This window comes from Enterobacter sp. Tr-810 (genome assembly GCF_011752765.1).
Classification (GTDB): Bacteria; Pseudomonadota; Gammaproteobacteria; order Enterobacterales; family Enterobacteriaceae; genus Enterobacter; species Enterobacter soli.
Map to the genome: position 1 here is coordinate 196,445 of NZ_VWWW01000005.1, position 20,346 is coordinate 216,790.

Annotated in this window: 18 protein-coding genes and 1 pseudogene; 15 read left to right on the forward strand and 4 right to left on the reverse strand. The window is 54.5% G+C overall.

Features of this window, described 5'->3' with window-relative positions; genetic code table 11:
* The first annotated feature begins 67 nt into the window (after window positions 1-67).
* The 3 genes from dnaJ (at window position 68) to nhaR (ending at window position 3,521) form a co-directional block, all read left to right on the forward strand.
* On the forward strand, window positions 68-1,213 hold the full coding sequence (gene dnaJ / locus F3J30_RS15755) for a molecular chaperone DnaJ (protein ID WP_014068842.1): 1,146 nt from the start codon (window positions 68-70) through the stop codon (window positions 1,211-1,213).
* A gap of 174 nt (window positions 1,214-1,387) precedes the next feature.
* Window positions 1,388-2,563 carry a Na+/H+ antiporter NhaA gene (gene nhaA, locus F3J30_RS15760; protein WP_166717846.1) on the forward strand — a complete coding sequence of 392 codons (1,176 nt, stop codon included), beginning with the start codon at window positions 1,388-1,390 and terminating at the stop codon, window positions 2,561-2,563.
* 58 nt (window positions 2,564-2,621) lie between these two features.
* Window positions 2,622-3,521, forward strand: coding sequence for a transcriptional activator NhaR (gene nhaR / locus F3J30_RS15765; RefSeq protein ID WP_014068844.1), 900 nt, complete (start codon window positions 2,622-2,624; stop codon window positions 3,519-3,521).
* Between the two features lie 57 nt (window positions 3,522-3,578).
* On the opposite strand, the gene rpsT is transcribed toward nhaR, so the two are convergent.
* Window positions 3,579-3,842, reverse strand: coding sequence for a 30S ribosomal protein S20 (rpsT, locus tag F3J30_RS15770; protein ID WP_003856458.1), 264 nt, complete (start codon window positions 3,840-3,842; stop codon window positions 3,579-3,581).
* Window positions 3,843-3,943: 101 nt separating this feature from the next.
* Between rpsT and F3J30_RS22680 the strand changes: the two are divergent.
* From F3J30_RS22680 to F3J30_RS15820, 10 genes and pseudogenes are all read left to right on the forward strand, one after another.
* Window positions 3,944-4,162: pseudogene (locus tag F3J30_RS22680) on the forward strand (DUF2575 domain-containing protein).
* A gap of 7 nt (window positions 4,163-4,169) precedes the next feature.
* Window positions 4,170-5,096, forward strand: a complete 927-nt coding sequence (gene ribF / locus F3J30_RS15780; protein WP_166717847.1) for a bifunctional riboflavin kinase/FAD synthetase — start codon at window positions 4,170-4,172, stop codon at window positions 5,094-5,096.
* A 45-nt stretch (window positions 5,097-5,141) separates the two neighbouring features.
* Complete coding sequence (gene ileS, locus F3J30_RS15785; protein ID WP_166717848.1) at window positions 5,142-7,958, forward strand: isoleucine--tRNA ligase; 2,817 nt, start codon at window positions 5,142-5,144, stop codon at window positions 7,956-7,958.
* On the forward strand, window positions 7,958-8,458 hold the full coding sequence (lspA, locus tag F3J30_RS15790; RefSeq protein ID WP_014068847.1) for a signal peptidase II: 501 nt from the start codon (window positions 7,958-7,960) through the stop codon (window positions 8,456-8,458). The genes ileS and lspA overlap by 1 nt, the downstream gene beginning before the upstream one ends.
* A gap of 95 nt (window positions 8,459-8,553) precedes the next feature.
* Window positions 8,554-9,003 (forward strand): FKBP-type peptidyl-prolyl cis-trans isomerase, encoded by a 450-nt coding sequence (fkpB, locus tag F3J30_RS15795; protein ID WP_014068848.1) that lies wholly within the window; start codon window positions 8,554-8,556, stop codon window positions 9,001-9,003.
* A gap of 1 nt (window position 9,004) precedes the next feature.
* Window positions 9,005-9,955: a 4-hydroxy-3-methylbut-2-enyl diphosphate reductase gene (ispH, locus tag F3J30_RS15800; protein WP_166717849.1), complete on the forward strand. Its 951-nt coding sequence runs from the start codon at window positions 9,005-9,007 to the stop codon at window positions 9,953-9,955.
* 205 nt (window positions 9,956-10,160) lie between these two features.
* Complete coding sequence (dapB, locus tag F3J30_RS15805; RefSeq protein WP_166717850.1) at window positions 10,161-10,982, forward strand: 4-hydroxy-tetrahydrodipicolinate reductase; 822 nt, start codon at window positions 10,161-10,163, stop codon at window positions 10,980-10,982.
* 454 nt (window positions 10,983-11,436) lie between these two features.
* Entirely contained in the window at window positions 11,437-12,585 is a 1,149-nt protein-coding gene (gene carA / locus F3J30_RS15810; protein WP_166717851.1) for a glutamine-hydrolyzing carbamoyl-phosphate synthase small subunit, read from the forward strand.
* 18 nt (window positions 12,586-12,603) lie between these two features.
* Window positions 12,604-15,828, forward strand: a complete 3,225-nt coding sequence (carB, locus tag F3J30_RS15815; protein WP_166717852.1) for a carbamoyl-phosphate synthase large subunit — start codon at window positions 12,604-12,606, stop codon at window positions 15,826-15,828.
* Window positions 15,829-15,967: 139 nt separating this feature from the next.
* Window positions 15,968-16,201: a YgdI/YgdR family lipoprotein gene (locus F3J30_RS15820; RefSeq protein ID WP_014068853.1), complete on the forward strand. Its 234-nt coding sequence runs from the start codon at window positions 15,968-15,970 to the stop codon at window positions 16,199-16,201.
* A gap of 36 nt (window positions 16,202-16,237) precedes the next feature.
* Here the strand turns inward: F3J30_RS15820 and F3J30_RS15825 are convergent, their stop codons facing one another.
* Genes F3J30_RS15825 through idnO form a run of 3 tightly spaced genes read right to left on the reverse strand, consistent with a single transcriptional unit; the run spans window position 16,238 to window position 18,010 of the window.
* Entirely contained in the window at window positions 16,238-16,705 is a 468-nt protein-coding gene (locus F3J30_RS15825; RefSeq protein ID WP_166717853.1) for a YhcH/YjgK/YiaL family protein, read from the reverse strand.
* The gene (locus tag F3J30_RS15830) at window positions 16,702-17,232 is read right to left on the reverse strand and encodes a gluconokinase (protein WP_166717854.1); all 531 of its coding nucleotides are present in this window, start codon (window positions 17,230-17,232) and stop codon (window positions 16,702-16,704) included. The genes F3J30_RS15825 and F3J30_RS15830 overlap by 4 nt, the downstream gene beginning before the upstream one ends.
* A 13-nt stretch (window positions 17,233-17,245) precedes the next feature.
* Window positions 17,246-18,010: a gluconate 5-dehydrogenase gene (gene idnO / locus F3J30_RS15835; RefSeq protein ID WP_166717855.1), complete on the reverse strand. Its 765-nt coding sequence runs from the start codon at window positions 18,008-18,010 to the stop codon at window positions 17,246-17,248.
* Between the two features lie 244 nt (window positions 18,011-18,254).
* Here idnO and F3J30_RS15840 point away from each other — a divergent pair, with 244 nt between their 5' ends.
* Both F3J30_RS15840 and F3J30_RS15845 read left to right on the forward strand, forming a co-directional pair.
* On the forward strand, window positions 18,255-19,247 hold the full coding sequence (locus tag F3J30_RS15840) for a LacI family DNA-binding transcriptional regulator (protein ID WP_014068857.1): 993 nt from the start codon (window positions 18,255-18,257) through the stop codon (window positions 19,245-19,247).
* Window positions 19,248-19,380: 133 nt separating this feature from the next.
* Window positions 19,381-20,328: a 2-hydroxyacid dehydrogenase gene (locus F3J30_RS15845; protein WP_166717856.1), complete on the forward strand. Its 948-nt coding sequence runs from the start codon at window positions 19,381-19,383 to the stop codon at window positions 20,326-20,328.
* The last annotated feature ends 18 nt before the right edge of the window (window positions 20,329-20,346 follow it).

Sequence of the window (20,346 nt, forward strand, 5' to 3'; positions counted from 1 at the left end):
ATTACTGGCACGGGCGAAGAGGTTTCCTCTCCGCCCGTGCACGCATGTTAGGGGCAGATAAATAAAGATGGCAAAGCAAGACTATTACGAGATTTTAGGCGTTTCCAAAACAGCGGAAGAGCGTGAAATCAAAAAGGCGTATAAGCGTCTGGCCATGAAATATCACCCGGATCGCAATCAGGGTGATAAAGAGGCTGAAGCCAAATTTAAAGAGATCAAAGAAGCCTACGAAATCCTGACCGATGCACAAAAACGTGCGGCCTATGACCAGTACGGTCACGCAGCCTTTGAACAGGGCGGCATGGGCGGCGGTGGATTCGGTGGCGGCGGCTTTGGCGGCGGCGCTGATTTCAGCGACATCTTCGGCGACGTATTCGGCGACATCTTTGGTGGCGGTCGTGGTCGTCAACGCGCGGCCCGCGGTGCAGATCTGCGCTACAACATGGATCTGACGCTGGAAGAAGCGGTCCGTGGTGTCACCAAAGAGATCCGTATCCCGACGCTGGAAGAGTGTGACATTTGCCACGGCAGCGGCGCGAAGGCGGGAACTCAGCCACAGACCTGTCCAACCTGTCACGGCTCCGGCCAGGTACAGATGCGCCAGGGCTTCTTCGCGGTACAGCAGGCCTGTCCACACTGTCATGGTCGCGGTACGCTGATTAAAGATCCGTGCAACAAGTGTCATGGCCACGGTCGCGTAGAGAAAACCAAAACCCTGTCCGTTAAAATCCCTGCCGGTGTCGATACGGGCGACCGTATTCGTCTGACCGGTGAAGGTGAAGCGGGCGAGCACGGTGCACCAGCAGGCGATCTGTATGTTCAGGTCCAGGTGAAACAGCACGCCATCTTTGAGCGTGAAGGTAACAACCTGTACTGTGAAGTGCCGATCAACTTTGCGATGGCAGCACTCGGTGGCGAAATCGAAGTGCCTACGCTTGATGGTCGTGTGAACCTGAAAGTGCCTGGTGAGACGCAGACCGGCAAACTGTTCCGGATGCGCGGCAAAGGCGTGAAATCGGTTCGCGGTGGTGCTCAGGGTGACCTGCTGTGCCGCGTGGTGGTAGAAACACCGGTCGGGCTGAACGACAAGCAGAAACAGTTGCTGAAAGAGTTGCAGGAAAGCTTTGGCGGCCCAACGGGTGAGAAAAACAGCCCACGCTCCAAAAGCTTCTTCGATGGCGTCAAAAAGTTCTTCGATGATTTGACCCGCTAACACTCGACAGCAGCGCGACATTCTAAAAAGCCCGGAAGCGATTCCGGGCTTTTTCTATTTGTGGGTATATTTCGGGAAAAGCGAATATATACTCAATGTTAATCTGTTTTTGCCGAGTTGTTGGGCTTGGTATTATGGTTTTATCGAGGTATTGTTGTAAAAGAGAGAACTTAAGTGAAATTACTGCACCGTTTCTTTAGCAATGAGGCGTCTGGCGGCATCATTTTGATTATTGCCGCTGTGGCGGCCATGGTGTTGGCCAATCTGGGGGCAACGCGCGAGCTCTATCATGCATTTCTGGAAACGCCGGTCGAGTTACGGGTCGGTGTTCTGGAAATTAATAAAAACATGCTGCTGTGGATCAATGATGCACTGATGGCGGTGTTTTTCCTGCTGGTAGGTTTAGAGGTGAAACGTGAGCTGGTACTCGGCTCGCTGGCCAGCCGTCAACGTGCGGCGTTCCCGGTGATTGCAGCGCTGGGCGGGATGGTTATTCCTGCGCTGCTGTTCCTGGCGTTTACCTGGCAAGATCCGATGGCGCGCCACGGATGGGCGATCCCAGCCGCAACGGATATCGCTTTTGCCCTTGGTGTGCTGGCATTACTGGGTAGCCGCGTTCCCGTGGCACTGAAAATATTCCTGATGGCGCTGGCGATTATTGATGACCTGGGTGCCATCGTGATTATCGCGCTGTTCTACACCAGCGAACTGTCGATACTGTCGCTGAGCGTGGCCGCAGGGGCCATTGCGGTACTGGCGTTGCTGAATATCTGCAACGTGCGCCGTATCGGCATTTATGTGCTGGTGGGTATGGTGCTGTGGACGGCGGTTCTGAAATCCGGCGTGCACGCCACACTGGCGGGGGTGATTGTCGGTTTCCTGGTGCCGCTGAAGGCGCAGGATGGCAAGTCACCGGCAAAACAGCTGGAGCATGTGCTTCACCCGTGGGTCGCCTTTATGATCCTGCCGCTGTTTGCGTTTGCTAACGCAGGGGTTTCTCTGGAAGGGGTCACGCTGGATGGATTGACCTCTATGCTGCCACTCGGGGTGATTGCCGGGCTGTTTATCGGTAAGCCGCTGGGGATCAGTCTGTTCTGCTGGCTGGCACTGAAACTGAAGCTGGCGTCATTGCCACAAGGCACGACGTTTAAGCAGATCATGGCGGTGGGTGTGCTGTGCGGGATTGGATTTACGATGTCTATCTTTATCTCGACGCTGGCCTTTGGCGCACATGCGCCTGAGCTTATCATCTGGGCAAAACTGGGCATCCTGATTGGATCATTACTGGCTGCGGTTATCGGTTATACCTTGTTGAAGGTGAAATTGCCCGGACAGGTTGTTCAGGCATAACAGGAAACCGGGAGAAGGGGAGCCTTCTCCCGATACACTATCAGGGAGAGAAGACGCGATGTCTCATATCAATTACAACCATCTTTACTATTTCTGGCACGTCTACAAAGAGGGCTCGGTGGTCGGTGCGGCAGAGGCGCTCTATCTGACGCCACAAACCATAACCGGGCAGATCAAAGCGCTGGAAGAGCGTTTACAGGGCAAGCTGTTTAAGCGTAAAGGTCGCGGTATCGAGCCAAGTGAACTGGGCGAGCTGGTTTTTCGCTACGCCGACAAGATGTTCACCCTAAGCCAGGAGATGCTGGATATCGTCAACTACCGCAAAGAGTCGAATCTGCTCTTTGATGTCGGTGTGGCGGATGCCCTGTCAAAACGGCTGGTGAGCGGCGTACTGGATGCCGCGGTGGTGGAAGATGAGCAGATCCACCTGCGCTGCTTTGAGTCCACTCACGAGATGCTGCTGGAGCAGCTGAGCCAGCATAAGCTGGATATGATTATTTCGGACTGCCCGATTGATTCAACCCAGCAGGAAGGGTTGTTCTCGGTGAAGATTGGCGAATGTGGTGTGAGCTTCTGGTGCATCAACCCACCGCCGGAAAAACCGTTCCCGGCCTGCCTGGAAGAGCGTCGTTTGCTGGTACCAGGCAGACGTTCCATGCTCGGACGTAAGCTGCAAAACTGGTTTAACTCGCAGGGTCTGAACGTGGAGATCCTCGGGGAGTTCGATGATGCCGCACTGATGAAAGCCTTTGGCGAAGCGCATAACGCCATCTTCGTTGCGCCAACGCTTTATGCGCACGATCTCTACTCGGATAACAAGATTACGGAGATTGGCCGGGTGGATAACGTGATGGAAGAGTATCACGCGATCTTTGCCGAAAGGATGATCCAGCACCCTGCGGTGCAGCGTATCTGTAACCGGGACTACTCGGCGCTGTTTACGCCACCGGCAATCTGAAGACATAAAAAAACCCGCGTTAAGCGGGTTCTTTAAACAAGCAACAACAAGCGGCGATTAAGCCAGTTTGTTGATCTGCGCGGTCAGGTTTGCTTTATGACGCGCTGCTTTGTTTTTGTGGATCAGACCTTTAGCAGCCTGACGATCCACGATTGGTTGCATTTCGTTAAATGCGTTCTGCGCTGCAGCTTTGTCGCCAGCTTCGATAGCTGCGTATACTTTCTTGATGAAAGTACGCATCATAGAGCGACGGCTTGCGTTGTGCTTACGAGCCTTTTCAGACTGTACAGCACGTTTCTTAGCTGATTTGATATTAGCCAAGTCCAACTCCCAAATATGATCTATGTGGACAATTCAAAGGCCGAGGAATATGCCCTCTTTGCCTTCTTTTGTCAATGGATTTGTGCAAATAAGCGCCGTTAATGAGCGACGCTACGTTACGTAGTGATGGCGCAGGATTCTACCAGCTTGTCTGTCGTGAATACAGCTTTTCGGCACAAAAATCGCAGTTCGCGGGCAGATTTTTTCACTCCGAAAGGTCAGCATGATGAAATCATTACGGCTTTCTGTTTTGCGTGAACAATCGTCGGTTAACCTTAACCGCTGTACAAGGTATACTTTGGCGATTTTCACTGTTTTGAGCCAGTCATGAAGCTGATACGCGGCATACATAATCTCAGTAAAGCCCCGCACGGGTGCGTTCTGACCATTGGTAATTTCGACGGCGTGCATCGTGGGCATCAGGCGCTGTTACAAGGATTGCGTAAAGAGGGGGAGGCGCGTGGCCTGCCCGTTGTGGTCATGATTTTTGAGCCACAACCGCTGGAGCTGTTTGCGGGCGAGAAGTCGCCTGCTCGCCTGACCCGGCTACGCGAGAAATTGCGCTATCTTGCCGAGTGCGGCGTGGACTACGTGCTGTGCGTACGATTCGATCGTCGCTTTGCAGCGCTGACAGCACAAAATTTTGTCGGTGAGCTGTTAGTCAAGCGTCTTGGCGTGCAGTTTCTCGCAGTGGGTGATGATTTCCGCTTTGGCGCTGGCCGTCAGGGCGATTTCTTGTTATTACAGAAGGCTGGCCTGGAGTACGGTTTTGACGTCACCAGCGCCATGACCTTCTGCGAAGGTGGGGTTCGGGTCAGCAGCACGGCGGTGCGCCAGGCGCTGGCGGATGATGACCTGGACACGGCAGAAAACCTGCTTGGGCACCCCTTCACCATTTCCGGGCGCGTGGTACATGGCGATGCTCTGGGCCGCACTATTGGTTTCCCGACGGCGAATATCCCGCTGCGTCGTCAGGTTTCCCCGGTAAAAGGGGTCTATGCGGTGGAAGTGGCCGGACTGGGCGAAAAGCCTTATTTCGGTGTGGCCAACATTGGCACGCGTCCAACGGTTGCCGGCGTGCGACAGCAGCTGGAAGTGCACCTGCTGGACGTTGTAATGGACCTCTACGGTCGCCATATAGATGTAATACTGCGTAAAAAGATACGCAACGAGCAGCGATTTGGTTCGCTGGATGAACTTAAGGCGCAAATCGCGCGAGATGAATTAACGGCCCGCGAGTTTTTTGGGCTTTGAACCCGGCTTAAATGCCTACGTGATAAATACGGAACCGAGAATCTGATGAGTGACTATAAATCAACCCTGAATTTGCCGGAAACAGGGTTCCCGATGCGCGGCGATCTCGCCAAGCGTGAACCGGGAATGCTGGCGCGTTGGACCGATGATGACCTGTACGGCATCATTCGTGCAGCCAAAAAAGGCAAAAAAACCTTCATTCTGCATGATGGCCCTCCATATGCGAATGGCAGCATTCATATTGGTCACTCTGTAAACAAGATTCTGAAAGACATTATCGTGAAGTCCAAAGGACTCGCGGGATATGACTCGCCTTACGTTCCGGGCTGGGACTGCCATGGTCTGCCAATCGAGCTGAAAGTGGAGCAGGAATTCGGTAAGCCGGGCGAGAAGTTTACCGCCGCAGAATTCCGCGCGAAATGCCGCGAATACGCCGCCACTCAGGTTGACGGTCAGCGTGCTGACTTCATCCGTCTGGGCGTGCTGGGCGACTGGTCGCATCCGTATCTGACCATGGACTTCAAAACTGAAGCCAACATCATCCGTGCGCTGGGTAAAATCATCGGCAACGGTCACCTGCACAAAGGCGCGAAGCCGGTGCACTGGTGCGTTGACTGCCGCTCTGCGCTGGCAGAAGCAGAAGTCGAGTATTACGACAAAACTTCTCCATCTATCGACGTGGCGTTCCACGCGGTCGATCAGGATGCGGTGAAAGCCAAATTTGGTGTGACCTCCGTTAGCGGCCCAGTATCACTGGTTATCTGGACCACCACGCCGTGGACCCTGCCAGCCAACCGTGCGATCTCCCTGTCTGGTGAGTTTGAGTACGCGCTGGTGCAGGTTGAAGGTCAGGCGCTTATCCTGGCGAAGGATCTCCTTGAAAGCGTGCTGAAACGCGCACACATCTCCGACTACACCGTGCTGGGCACCGTGAAAGGCGATGCGCTTGAACTGATGCGTTTCAAACACCCATTCCTGGACTTCGATGTTCCGGCAATTCTGGGCGACCACGTCACGCTGGAAGCCGGTACCGGTGCGGTACATACCGCCGGTGGCCACGGTCCTGACGACTACAACATCAGCCTGAAATACGGCCTGGAAATCGCTAACCCGGTTGGCCCGGACGGCTCATACCTGCCTGGCACCTACCCGGCGCTGGACGGTATCAACGTCTTTAAAGCGAACGACATCATCGTCGACATGCTGCGCACCAGTGGCGCGCTGCTGCATGTAGAGAAAATGCAGCACAGCTATCCGTGCTGCTGGCGTCACAAGTCACCGATCATCTTCCGTGCGACCCCGCAGTGGTTCGTCAGCATGGATCAAAAAGGCCTGCGTGCGCAGTCCCTGAAAGAGATCAAAGGCGTGCAGTGGATCCCGGACTGGGGTCAGGCGCGTATCGAATCCATGGTCGCTAACCGTCCTGACTGGTGTATCTCCCGTCAGCGTACCTGGGGCGTGCCAATGTCTCTGTTCGTGCATAAAGAGACGCAGGAACTGCACCCGAATACTCTGGAACTGATGGAAGAAGTGGCTAAGCGTGTTGAAGCTGACGGCATTCAGGCGTGGTGGGATCTCGACTCCCGCGACATCCTGGGCTCAGACGCAGACAACTACGAGAAAGTGCCAGATACCCTGGACGTGTGGTTCGACTCCGGTTCAACCCACTCTTCCGTCGTTGACGTGCGCCCGGAATTTGCCGGTCACGCTGCCGACATGTATCTGGAAGGTTCTGACCAACACCGTGGCTGGTTCATGTCATCTCTGATGATCTCCACCGCGATGAAGGGCAAAGCGCCGTACCGTCAGGTACTGACCCACGGTTTCACCGTTGATGGTCAGGGTCGCAAGATGTCCAAATCCATCGGTAACACCGTTTCTCCTCAGGATGTGATGAACAAACTGGGCGCAGACATTCTGCGTCTGTGGGTGGCATCAACCGATTACACCGGCGAAATGGCGGTGTCTGACGAGATCCTGAAACGCGCTGCCGACAGCTATCGTCGTATCCGTAACACCGCGCGTTTCCTGCTGGCGAACCTCAATGGTTTCGATCCAGTGAAAGATATGGTGAAACCGGAAGAGATGGTGGTTCTGGATCGCTGGGCGGTAGGCTGCGCGAAAGCGGCACAGGACGATATCCTGAAGGCCTATGAGTCTTACGATTTCCACGAAGTGGTGCAGCGCCTGATGCGCTTCTGCTCCATCGAAATGGGCTCGTTCTACCTCGACATCATCAAAGACCGCCAGTACACCGCGAAAGCGGACAGCGTGGCACGTCGTAGCTGCCAGACTGCGCTGTATCACATCGCAGAAGCGCTGGTGCGCTGGATGGCGCCGATCATGTCCTTCACCGCAGATGAAATCTGGGGCTACCTGCCAGGCGACCGTGAGAAGTATGTCTTCACCGGCGAGTGGTACGAAGGTCTGTTCGATCTCTCTGCCACTGAAGCAATGAACGATGCCTTCTGGGACGAGCTGCTGAAAGTGCGTGGCGAAGTGAACAAGGTTATCGAGCAGGCGCGTGCTGACAAGAAAGTCGGTGGCTCTCTGGAAGCGGCAGTAACCCTGTACGCGGAACCTGAGCTGGCGGCGAAACTGACGGCACTGGGCGATGAATTGCGATTTGTCCTGTTGACCTCGGGTGCGAAAGTTGCGGATTATGCCGAAGCTTCTGCGGATGCCCAGCAGAGCGAACTGCTCAAAGGGCTGAAAGTCGCACTGAGCAAAGCCGAAGGTGATAAATGCCCGCGTTGCTGGCATTACACCACTGATGTCGGCCAGGTGGCGGAACACGCAGACATCTGCGGACGCTGTGTAAGCAACGTCGCCGGTGACGGCGAGAAACGTAAGTTTGCCTGATGAGTAAATCTCTCTGTTCAACAGGACTGCGCTGGCTGTGGCTGGTTGTGGTAGTGCTGATTATTGATCTGGGCAGCAAGTACCTGATCCTCCAGAACTTTGCTCTGGGGGATACGGTGTCGCTGTTCCCGTCCCTTAACCTGCATTACGCACGTAACTACGGCGCGGCGTTTAGTTTCCTTGCTGACAGCGGTGGCTGGCAGCGCTGGTTCTTCGCGGGTATCGCTATCGGTATCTGTGTGATTCTGGCGGTGCTGATGTACCGTTCGAAGGCAACGCAAAAACTGAATAACATCGCCTACGCGCTGATTATTGGCGGTGCGTTAGGTAACCTGTTTGACCGCCTGTGGCACGGCTTTGTGGTCGATATGATCGACTTCTACGTCGGCGACTGGCACTTCGCAACCTTTAATCTGGCCGATAGCGCAATTTGTATCGGTGCGGCGTTAATCGTGCTGGAAGGCTTCCTGCCGAACGCCGCCGCGAAGAAGCAGGCGTAACAAAACCAGCCGGGTGGCGCTGCGCTTACCCGGCCTACGGTTAATGTAGGCCCGGTAAGCGCAGCGCCACCGGGCAAAACAAGCGAGCAATTTGCATGTCTAAATCCGTACAGAGCAACAGCGCAGTCCTCGTTCACTTCACGCTGAAACTGGATGATGGCTCCACAGCTGAATCCACCCGCAACAATGGTAAACCTGCCCTGTTCCGTCTGGGTGATACCACTCTCTCCGAAGGTCTTGAACAACAACTTCTGGGTCTGAAAGAGGGCGAGAAAAAGGCGTTTGCGCTGGAGCCCGATGCGGCGTTTGGTGTGCCAAGCCCGGATCTGATTCAGTATTTCTCGCGTCGTGAGTTCATGGATGCGGGTGAGCCTGAAATCGGGGCTATTATGCTCTTTACCGCTATGGATGGCAGCGAAATGCCTGGCGTGATCCGCGAAATCAACGGCGACTCCATCACCGTAGATTTCAACCATCCGCTTGCCGGGCGTACCGTCCATTTTGATATTGAAGTGCTGGAGATTGATCCGGCACTGGAGGCCTGAAATGCAGATCCTGTTGGCTAACCCGCGCGGTTTTTGCGCCGGTGTAGACCGCGCTATCAGCATTGTTGAAAACGCGCTGGAAATCTACGGCGCGCCAATTTATGTGCGTCATGAAGTGGTGCACAACCGTTACGTGGTTGATAGCCTGCGCGAGCGTGGCGCTATCTTTATTGAGCAGATCAGTGAAGTGCCGGACGGCGCGATCCTGATTTTCTCTGCGCACGGGGTTTCTCAGGCGGTACGTAACGAAGCGAAAAGCCGTGATTTGACTGTGTTCGACGCCACCTGTCCGTTAGTGACCAAAGTGCATATGGAAGTGGCGCGCGCCAGCCGTCGCGGTGAAGAGTCGATCCTGATTGGCCATGCGGGTCACCCGGAAGTCGAAGGCACCATGGGGCAGTACAGTAACCCGGAAGGGGGCATGTACCTGGTCGAATCACCGGAAGATGTGTTTACCCTGGACGTGAAAAACGAAGCCCGTCTGTCGTTCATGACCCAGACCACGCTCTCTGTGGATGACACCTCTGACGTGATTGATGCGCTTCGCCAGCGTTTCCCGAAAATCGTCGGGCCGCGTAAAGACGACATCTGCTACGCCACCACCAACCGTCAGGAAGCGGTACGCGCCCTGGCTGAACAGGCTGACGTAGTGCTGGTTGTCGGGTCGAAGAACTCCTCTAACTCCAACCGCCTGGCCGAGCTTGCGCAGCGTATGGGGAAAGCGGCATTCCTGATTGATGATGCAACAGACATTCAGGAAGCGTGGGTTAAAAACGCCACCTGCGTCGGCGTCACTGCCGGGGCATCTGCACCGGATATTCTGGTTCAGAACGTGATTGCCCGCTTGCAGGAGCTGGGTGGTGGCGAAGCGATACCGCTGGAAGGACGCGAAGAGAACATCGTTTTCGAAGTCCCGAAAGAACTGCGTATCGATGCTCGCGAAGTGGAATAATCCCTTTTCAGATAAAAGGCCAGCACCTCCTGTGCTGGCCTTTTTTTTTGCCAATCTTTTATCGTGATGACTAAATCATGTCTTTTACTGATATTTAAGTCGGTTTCACGTTAAATTCTAATTATCGGTGTTTTCAGTTGGCAGCCTTCACTCAGGCTGGTTAATCTGAAAACGGTTTACATCATTTTAACGTAAGAGAATAACTATGCATGATGCACAGATCCGTGTCGCCATTGCGGGCGCGGGTGGACGTATGGGTCGCCAGCTGATTCAGGCGGCACTACAGATGGATGGCGTGGCACTTGGCGCGGCGCTGGAGCGTGAAGGTTCATCGCTTCTCGGAACCGATGCCGGTGAGCTGGCAGGTGCAGGCAAGACGGGCGTTAGCGTACAGAGCAGCCTGGATGCCGTAAAAGATGACTTTGATGTGTTCATCGATTTCACGCGCCCGGAAGGGACGCTGAACCACCTGGCGTTTTGCCGCCAGCACGGTAAAGGTATGGTGATCGGCACCACCGGTTTTGATGATGCCGGTAAGCAGGCCATCCAGGATGCGTCAAACGAGATTGCGATTGTCTTCGCCGCTAACTTCAGCGTGGGCGTAAACGTCATGCTGAAGCTGCTGGAGAAGGCGGCGAAAGTGATGGGTGACTACACCGACATTGAGATTGTCGAAGCTCACCACCGCTATAAGGTCGATGCACCATCGGGCACGGCACTGGCGATGGGTGAAGCGATTGCTCATGCACTGGATAAAGATTTGAAAGACTGCGCGGTGTACACCCGCGAAGGGCACACCGGCGAACGCGTTCCAGGCACGATTGGTTTTGCAACCGTTCGTGCAGGTGACATCGTCGGCGAACATACGGCGATGTTCGCCGATATTGGCGAACGTGTGGAGATCACGCATAAAGCCTCCAGCCGCATGACCTTTGCAAATGGTGCCGTACGTTCGGCTTTGTGGCTAAAAGGCAAAGATAATGGTCTTTTTGACATGCGAGATGTGCTCGATCTCAACAATTTGTAAGATTTATTACCCATCGTGATGTGGTTATTGCAGTCGTAATGTGTTGATTGCATAGGGCAATAATTTATTGCCCTTTTATTTTGTCTTTTAATCCTGTTTTGTTTATTGAAGCGCTCAAATATCACATTTTTCCTCTGATTTTGTGTTGCGGTTCTGTAAATTTTGACCATCTGGTCTACTTTTTATTGTGCCAGGACGAAAATTTCCATTAAACTTGCCGCGCAAGCGTTTTCTGATGTGATTTACTTGATCTTTTTGTCGCTTAAACCGCATTCCAGCCACCAGGCTTGCAAAAGAATAAACAAAATATCCGTTTTAAGTTGACTTTTACCCTCTGAATACCCAGAATGCCGCCGTTTGCCAAAAATCCGCTGGCAACACATTTGCATTGCTTCATGACGTGGTTATGAATTAATATGCAAATAAAGTGAGTGAATATTCTCTGGAGGGTGTTTTGATTAAGTCAGCGCTATTGGTTCTGGAAGACGGAACCCAGTTTATCGGTCGGGCCATAGGGGCAACGGGTTCGGCGGTTGGGGAAGTCGTTTTCAATACTTCAATGACCGGTTATCAAGAAATCCTCACTGATCCTTCCTATTCTCGCCAAATCGTTACTCTTACTTATCCTCATATCGGCAATGTCGGCACCAATGCTGCTGACGAAGAATCCTCTCAGGTACATGCGCAAGGTCTGGTCATTCGCGACCTGCCGCTGATTGCCAGCAACTTCCGCAATACCGAAGACCTCTCTTCTTACCTGAAACGCCATAACATCGTGGCGATTGCTGATATCGATACCCGTAAGTTAACGCGTCTGCTGCGCGAGAAAGGTGCACAGAACGGCTGCATCATCGCGGGTGATAACCTGGATGCGGCACTGGCGCTTGAAAAAGCGAAAGCCTTCCCGGGTCTGAACGGTATGGACCTGGCGAAAGAAGTGACGACAGCCGAAGCCTACAGCTGGACGCAGGGGAGCTGGACGCTGGAAGGCGACCTGCCGGAAGCGAAACCAGAAAGCGAGCTGCCGTTCCACGTGGTTGCCTACGATTTCGGTGCCAAGCGCAATATCCTGCGCATGTTGGTTGACCGTGGCTGCCGCCTGACCGTGGTTCCGGCGAAAACCTCTGCCGAAGACGTGCTGAAGATGAACCCGGATGGCATCTTCCTCTCAAACGGTCCTGGTGACCCGGCGCCGTGCGATTACGCTATCGACGCGATTCAGTCCTTCCTGGAAACCGATATCCCGGTCTTCGGTATCTGCCTCGGCCATCAGCTGTTGGCGCTGGCGAGCGGTGCGAACACCGTGAAGATGAAGTTCGGTCACCACGGTGGTAACCACCCGGTGAAAGATATCGACAACAACACCGTAATGATTACGGCGCAGAACCACGGCTTCGCGGTGGATGAGGCTTCCATGCCTGCTAACCTTCGCGTAACGCACAAATCGCTGTTCGATGGCACCCTGCAAGGTATCCACCGTACCGATAAGCCTGCGTTTAGCTTCCAGGGGCACCCGGAAGCCAGCCCTGGCCCGCACGATGCTGCGCCGCTGTTCGATCACTTCATCGAACTTATTGAGCTTTACCGTAAGACCGCTAAATAATCAGGAGCCGAGAAGACAATGCCAAAACGTACAGACATAAAAAGCATCCTGATCCTTGGCGCTGGCCCGATCGTTATCGGCCAGGCCTGTGAATTTGACTACTCCGGTGCGCAGGCGTGTAAAGCGCTGCGTGAAGAGGGCTACCGCGTCATTCTGGTGAACTCTAACCCGGCAACCATCATGACCGACCCGGAAATGGCTGATGCAACTTACATCGAGCCGATTCACTGGGAAGTGGTTCGCAAAATCATCGAAAAAGAGCGCCCGGATGCGGTGCTGCCAACGATGGGCGGCCAGACTGCACTGAACTGTGCGCTGGAGCTTGAGCGTCAGGGCGTGCTGGCAGAGTTTGGTGTGACCATGATTGGCGCCACCGCCGATGCGATTGATAAAGCAGAAGACCGTCGTCGCTTCGACGTGGCGATGAAGAAAATCGGCCTCGACACCGCGCGTTCCGGTATTGCACATAACATGGAAGAAGCGCTGGCTGTTGCGGCTGACGTGGGTTATCCGTGCATCATCCGTCCTTCCTTCACCATGGGTGGCACCGGCGGCGGTATCGCTTACAACCGCGAAGAGTTCGAAGAGATTTGCGAACGCGGTCTGGACCTTTCCCCAACCAAAGAGCTGCTGATTGATGAGTCGCTGATTGGCTGGAAAGAGTACGAGATGGAAGTGGTACGTGATAAAAACGACAACTGCATCATCGTCTGCTCCATCGAAAACTTCGATGCGATGGGGATTCACACCGGTGACTCCATCACCGTTGCGCCAGCCCAGACCCTGACTGACAAAGAGTATCAAATCATGCGTAACGCCTCGATGGCGGTACTGCGTGAAATCGGCGTTGAAACCGGCGGTTCTAACGTTCAGTTCTCGGTGAACCCGAAAACCGGCCGTCTGATTGTTATCGAAATGAACCCGCGTGTATCCCGTTCCTCTGCGCTGGCCTCTAAAGCAACCGGCTTCCCGATTGCTAAAGTTGCCGCGAAACTGGCGGTGGGTTACACCCTCGACGAGCTGATGAACGACATCACCGGCGGCCGCACCCCGGCGTCCTTCGAACCGTCTATCGACTACGTTGTGACGAAAATTCCTCGCTTCAACTTCGAGAAATTTGCTGGCGCGAACGACCGTCTGACCACCCAGATGAAATCTGTGGGCGAAGTGATGGCAATTGGCCGCACACAGCAGGAATCCATGCAGAAAGCGCTGCGTGGCCTGGAAGTGGGTGCGACCGGCTTTGACCCGAAAGTGAGCCTGGATGACCCGGAAGCGCTGACCAAAATTCGCCGCGAGCTGAAAGACGCGGGCGCAGAGCGTATCTGGTACATCGCCGATGCCTTCCGTGCTGGCCTGTCCGTAGACGGTGTGTTCAACCTGACCAACATCGACCGCTGGTTCCTGGTGCAGATTGAAGAGCTGGTTCGTCTGGAAGAGCAAGTGGCGGAGCTGGGCATCACTGGCCTTGACGCTGATTTCCTGCGCGTGCTGAAGCGTAAAGGTTTTGCCGATGCGCGTCTGGCAAAACTGGCAGGCGTACGCGAAGCAGAAATCCGCAAGCTGCGTGACCAGTACAACTTGCACCCGGTTTACAAGCGCGTGGACACCTGTGCGGCAGAATTTGCGACCGACACCGCGTACATGTACTCCACGTATGAAGATGAGTGCGAAGCGAACCCGTCAGTCGACCGCGACAAGATTATGGTGCTGGGTGGCGGGCCAAACCGTATCGGCCAGGGCATCGAGTTCGATTACTGCTGCGTACACGCCTCTCTGGCGCTGCGTGAAGACGGTTACGAAACCATCATGGTTAACTGTAACCCGGAAACCGTATCGACTGACTACGACACCTCTGACCGTCTGTACTTCGAGCCGGTAACGCTGGAAGACGTGCTGGAAATCGTGCGCATCGAGAAGCCAAAAGGCGTCATCGTGCAGTACGGCGGCCAGACCCCGCTGAAACTGGCACGCGCGCTGGAAGCGGCCGGTGTACCGGTTATCGGTACCAGCCCGGATGCGATTGACCGTGCAGAAGACCGTGAGCGTTTCCAGCAGGCGGTTGACCGTCTGAAACTGAAACAGCCTGCGAACGCCACCGTGACCGCGATTGAGATGGCCGTAGAGAAGGCAAAAGACATTGGCTACCCGCTGGTGGTGCGTCCTTCTTACGTACTGGGCGGCCGCGCAATGGAAATCGTCTACGACGAAGCCGACCTGCGTCGCTACTTCCAGACTGCGGTAAGCGTCTCTAACGATGCGCCAGTGCTGCTCGACCGCTTCCTGGACGACGCGGTAGAAGTGGACGTTGACGCCATCTGCGATGGCGAAATGGTGCTGATTGGCGGCATCATGGAGCACATCGAGCAGGCGGGTGTTCACTCTGGTGACTCTGCATGTTCTCTGCCAGCGTATACGCTGAGCCAGGAAATTCAGGACGTGATGCGCCAGCAGGTACAGAAACTGGCCTTCGAGTTGCAGGTTCGTGGTCTGATGAACGTCCAGTTCGCCGTAAAAGACAACGAAGTGTACCTGATTGAAGTGAACCCGCGTGCGGCACGTACCGTACCGTTCGTCTCCAAAGCGACCGGCGTTCCGCTGGCGAAAGTGGCGGCGCGCGTGATGGCAGGCCAGACGCTGGCTCAGCAGGGCGTGACGAAAGAAATTATCCCACCGTACTACTCGGTGAAAGAGGTGGTACTGCCATTCAACAAATTCCCGGGCGTTGACCCGCTGTTAGGGCCAGAAATGCGCTCTACCGGGGAAGTGATGGGCGTAGGCCGCACCTTCGCAGAAGCGTTCGCAAAAGCGCAGCTGGGCAGTAGCTCCACCATGAGAAAATCAGGCCGTGCATTGCTCTCCGTTCGTGAAGGCGATAAAGAGCGCGTGGTTGACCTGGCCGCTAAGCTGCTGAAACAGGGCTTCGAGCTGGATGCAACCCACGGTACGGCGATTGTGCTGGGTGAAGCGGGTATCAATCCACGTCTGGTGAACAAGGTGCATGAAGGTCGTCCGCACATTCAGGACCGTATCAAGAATGGCGAATACACCTACATCATCAACACCACGGCGGGCCGCCAGGCGATTGAAGACTCCAAGCTGATTCGCCGCAGCGCACTGCAATACAAAGTGCACTACGACACCACCCTGAACGGCGGTTTCGCAACAGCCATGGCGCTGAACGCGGACGCGACCGAGAAGGTGATTTCGGTGCAGGAAATGCACGCGCAGATTAACAAGTAAGTACAAATGCCCGGCGGCATTCCGCTGCCGGGCATTATCCCCACCTTCAGAACCTTCTGGTTTTCCATCCGCTTTCAGTCAGTTAGCCTAAAATGGTTAGGTCGATAATGAAATCCAACTGAATGCAGGGGAAAACACCATGCAAAATAAATTACTTATCACTTCTGTCTTTGCTGCCGCAGCACTGTTCACTGTCGCGGGCTGTTCCTCTAATCAGGCAGTAAAAACCACCGATGGCAAAACCATCGTCACAGACGGGAAACCGCAGGTTGATGAAGATACTGGCCTGGTGTCATACAAAAATGCTGAAACCGGTAAAACGGAGCAGATTAATCGTGACCAGGTGAAATCGATGGGTGAGCTGGATAACTGATTGATGACGCTGGCCCCTGCGGGCCAGCGTTGTGCTCTAGAGCAGGTCGTTATTGATTTTGACGACAATCTTGCGCAGTGGAGCGCCGGCATCAAGTGCACTCATCGGGCGGTGTAATTCCCCCGGGAACAGGATAGCCAGCTCCAAAGGATGGAGATGGATCAGCGATTCACTGCTGATGTCTTCGCAAAAACCAATGTCGTGAGCCGCATTAAACGGGCCATCGGGTGTGATGGTCAGCCCCTTATTGCCTGCGCCAATAATCTCTTCCCCTACCAGAACGATATGAATATCTATGTACTGACGATGGTACTCCGGGCGCTGTTCGGCCAGCGGGCACGTTTCGCCTTCGGCGACGGTAAAAAAGAGATTATCGCCATCAACGGTATATTTACCCGCAGGCAGGCTAAGCGGATCCTGGGCGATAACCGCCTGTAACGCGTTGCGGATAACCGGCGGATAGAGTGCATTTTTAGCCGCTGCGGTTAAGGTATCGATAATCATGCCAGCACCTCCCTGGAGTGCGCTTGTTCGAGTAACGTTAAGGCGTTCGCCACGATCTGCGCGACCGTCGGGGCAATATCAATGGCGACAATATCGGTTTCGCTGCTGTCGGGGGCTTCCAGTGCCGCAAACTGGCTGCGCAGTAATGCCTCCGGCATAAAATGCCCTTTACGTTGCTGCATTCGGGCCAGAATGCAGTCGTAATCGCCCGTCAACCAGAGGAAGCGGACCTTGTTGCTGCCTTTGCGCAGCTGGTCGCGATAGCGTTTTTTGAGCGCCGAACAGACCAGCACGCCGGATTCATTCTTCTGCTCAAGGCTAAAAATGACGTCAGAGATACGCTCAAGCCACGGCTGACGATCGTTATCATCAAGCGGCTGGCTGGCCGCCATTTTGACAATATTCTGCCGGGGGTGAAGGTCATCGCCATCGATGAATTTAGCCCCCATCTGCTGTGCAATGGCATGTCCGACCGTTGTTTTCCCGGTGCCTGATACGCCCATCAGGATGATACATTGCCCTGTCATAGCGCCTCCGGATTCACACTGCCACCAACATGCCGCCATCCACGAACAACAGATGGCCGTTGACGAAGTTGGACGCACTGGAAGAGAGAAACACCGCCGCGCCAACCAGCTCCTGCGGGTTGCCCCAGCGCGCCGCCGGGGTGCGTTTGCACAGCCAATCGGTGAAGGCTTTATCATCGACCAGCGTCTGCGTCATCGCCGTTTTGAAGTAGCCTGGCGCGATACCATTAACCTGAATGTTATGGCGCGCCAGCTCAACGCACATACCGCGTGTCAGCATTTTGACTGCCCCTTTAGCGGCGGCATAAGGGGTGATGGTGTCGCGGCCCAGCTCACTTTGCATGGAGCAGATGTTGACGATTTTGCCCTGCTGGCGGGTGATCATCCGTTTAGCAACGGCCTGCGACACTAAAAATACCGCCGTCTGATTCACGGAAATAACGTCATTCCATTCCTGAACCGGGAATTCAGTAAAAGGATGGCGGCGCTGAATGCCGGCGTTATTAAATAATACGTCGATGGTGCCTATTTCTTTTTCAATCTGGCTAATTGCATTTTCTACGCTGTCCGCATCCGTGACATTAAATACGGCAGGATATGCCGTCGCGCCTTCATCACGTAATTTCATGACCGCATCGTTCGCCCGGGTTTCAGAAATATCGTTAATAATAATTTCCGCGCCATATTGCGCCAGACCCTGAGCCATGACAAAACCAATTCCCTGACCTGCACCTGTAATTAAAATGCGTTTACCTTGTAAGCTGAAAAGATCTTTCATCTTGATACCCTGATTAACGGCTGAAAACGGAAAACGTTGTGGGTTCTATCTCACGGATTTTCGGCCGGTGAAACTGTGATGAGGATCACTTCAAATCGTGTTACGAAAAGGGGTTACATTAAACGTGAGGCGGGGCGGTAAATCCCGCGCCTGGAGAGGGTGATAGCGGCCTCGTGCGATTCTCTTTTCCTGCGCTGGCAGGCATAATGGCCTGATGTGGTAGCGGTTATTGACGGGTTAACTGATGAAGGCACAACGTATTACGCTTAATGATATCGCTGAGTTGGCTGGCGTAACGAAGATGACCGTTAGCCGCTATTTACGCACGCCGGATAAAGTGAAACCCGAAACCGCCGAGCGTATTGCCAGCGTGATTGCCGAAATTGGTTACGAACCTGACCCGGATAACCCCGCCATGAGCAGTATCGTGGTGCCGCGCATTGGTGTGCTGATCCCTTCTTTTCATAATCAAATATTTGCCGATCTGTTAGCCGGTATTGAGTCGGTTACGGCGGCGCACGGCTATCAGACGCTGGTGGTGAACTACGATTACGACCGCCAGCGTGAAGAGGAGCAGATTGCAGCAGTGCTGGCGTTTAATGTCAAAGGCCTGTTATTGACCGAGTCAGTGCATACCCTGCGGGCAGAAAAATACCTCAACGCCGCGAAAATCCCCGTTGCAGAAGTGATGGGGCTGTCGGATAACCCCGGGCGCATTAACGTGGGTTTTGACAATTTCAAAGCGGGTCTGGATATGACTAACATGCTGCTGGCAAGCGGAAAGCGGCACATCGTCTATTTTGGATCGATGTCGGACGTCCGTGATGAGCAGCGTTACGCAGGGTATTGTCATGCGATGGAAGCCGCAGGGCTGACGGTAGGGCGCATTGCGCCCAACAAGGTTTCGTCAGTCTCTATCGGGACGGGTATGATGACGCTGGCGCGCCAGATGTACGCGGATATGGACGGTATCCTGTGTACCAACGACGATCTCGCCGTTGGCGTGTTACAGGAGTGCCTGGCATCGGGTATTCGCGTCCCGCAGACGCTGGCGATCGCCGGTTTTCATGGGCTGGAGATTGGCCAGGTTGTCTCCCCACGTCTGGCAAGCGTACTGACGCCGCGCGCTGAAATGGGGAAGGTCGCCACTGAAATCCTGATCAAGAAAATTAAAGGGCTACCGACTATTGAGAAGGTCGACCTGCACTACCGCCTGTCGATGGGTGAAACTATCTAATTTGTCTTACCGATCACGGAGGCTGTAACAGCGCTTTTTAACACGATTCAGCGTGACGAAGATCGCAAAAAACCCTACAAAAAACCCGTTTGATAGTGACCACTGTCGTTATGAACTTCAAACAGGTGATCCCATGAATACTCTTTCTCGCGCCGTCCTTCTGGTGGCTCCCGTTATTGATACCCTGCAAGCCCAGCTTGCCGCTGAGTTCCCGCTGTTTCGCCTGTATGAACAAGATGATCCCATCGCGTTTCTGCGTGAACAGGGGGAGAACATTGCCGCCGTGGTCACGCGGGGTGATATCGGTGTGCAAAACAGCGTGCTGGAGCTGCTGCCGCACGTGGGGCTGGTGGCAATCTTTGGCGTGGGGACCGATGCGGTGGATCTGGACTATGTGCGCTCCCGCCAGATTGCCGTCTCGATAACGTCTGGCGTGTTAACCAATGATGTCGCCGATCTGGCAATGGGGCTGCTGCTCAGTGGCGCGCGCCAGCTGTGTCAGGGCGATCGTTTTGTCCGGGAAGGGCGCTGGCTTAACGGCGGTCTGCCGCTGGCAACCCAGGTGAGCGGTAAACGGATTGGCTTGCTGGGGATGGGGAATATCGGCCAGGCCATTGCCCGCCGTGCCGCGGGTTTTGATATGCAGGTGCTGTACCACGACCGTAAGCCTGTCGAGGGGCTTGGGTATCAGTGGTGCGCGGACCTGCACACCCTTGCGCACGAGAGTGACTTCCTGGTGATTGCCGCATCTGGCGGCGAGGCCAACCGGGGGATCATCGATGCTTCGGTATTCAATGTGATGCCGACACACGCATGGTTAATCAACATCGCCCGTGGCTCGCTGGTGGATGAGCAGGCACTGATTAAGGCGTTACAAAACGGTGTTATCGCCGGGGCTGCCCTGGATGTTTTTGAAGATGAGCCACATGTTCCGGCCGAACTGATCGCACTTGAGAATGTGGTTTTGCAACCACACGTCGCCAGCGCCACCCATGAAACCCGCCAGAAAATGAGTGACGTGGTATATGCCAACGTGGCGGCTTATTTTGCGGGTGCAAAATTACCTAACGCGATTAATTAATTCTTCACGTTTTATCTC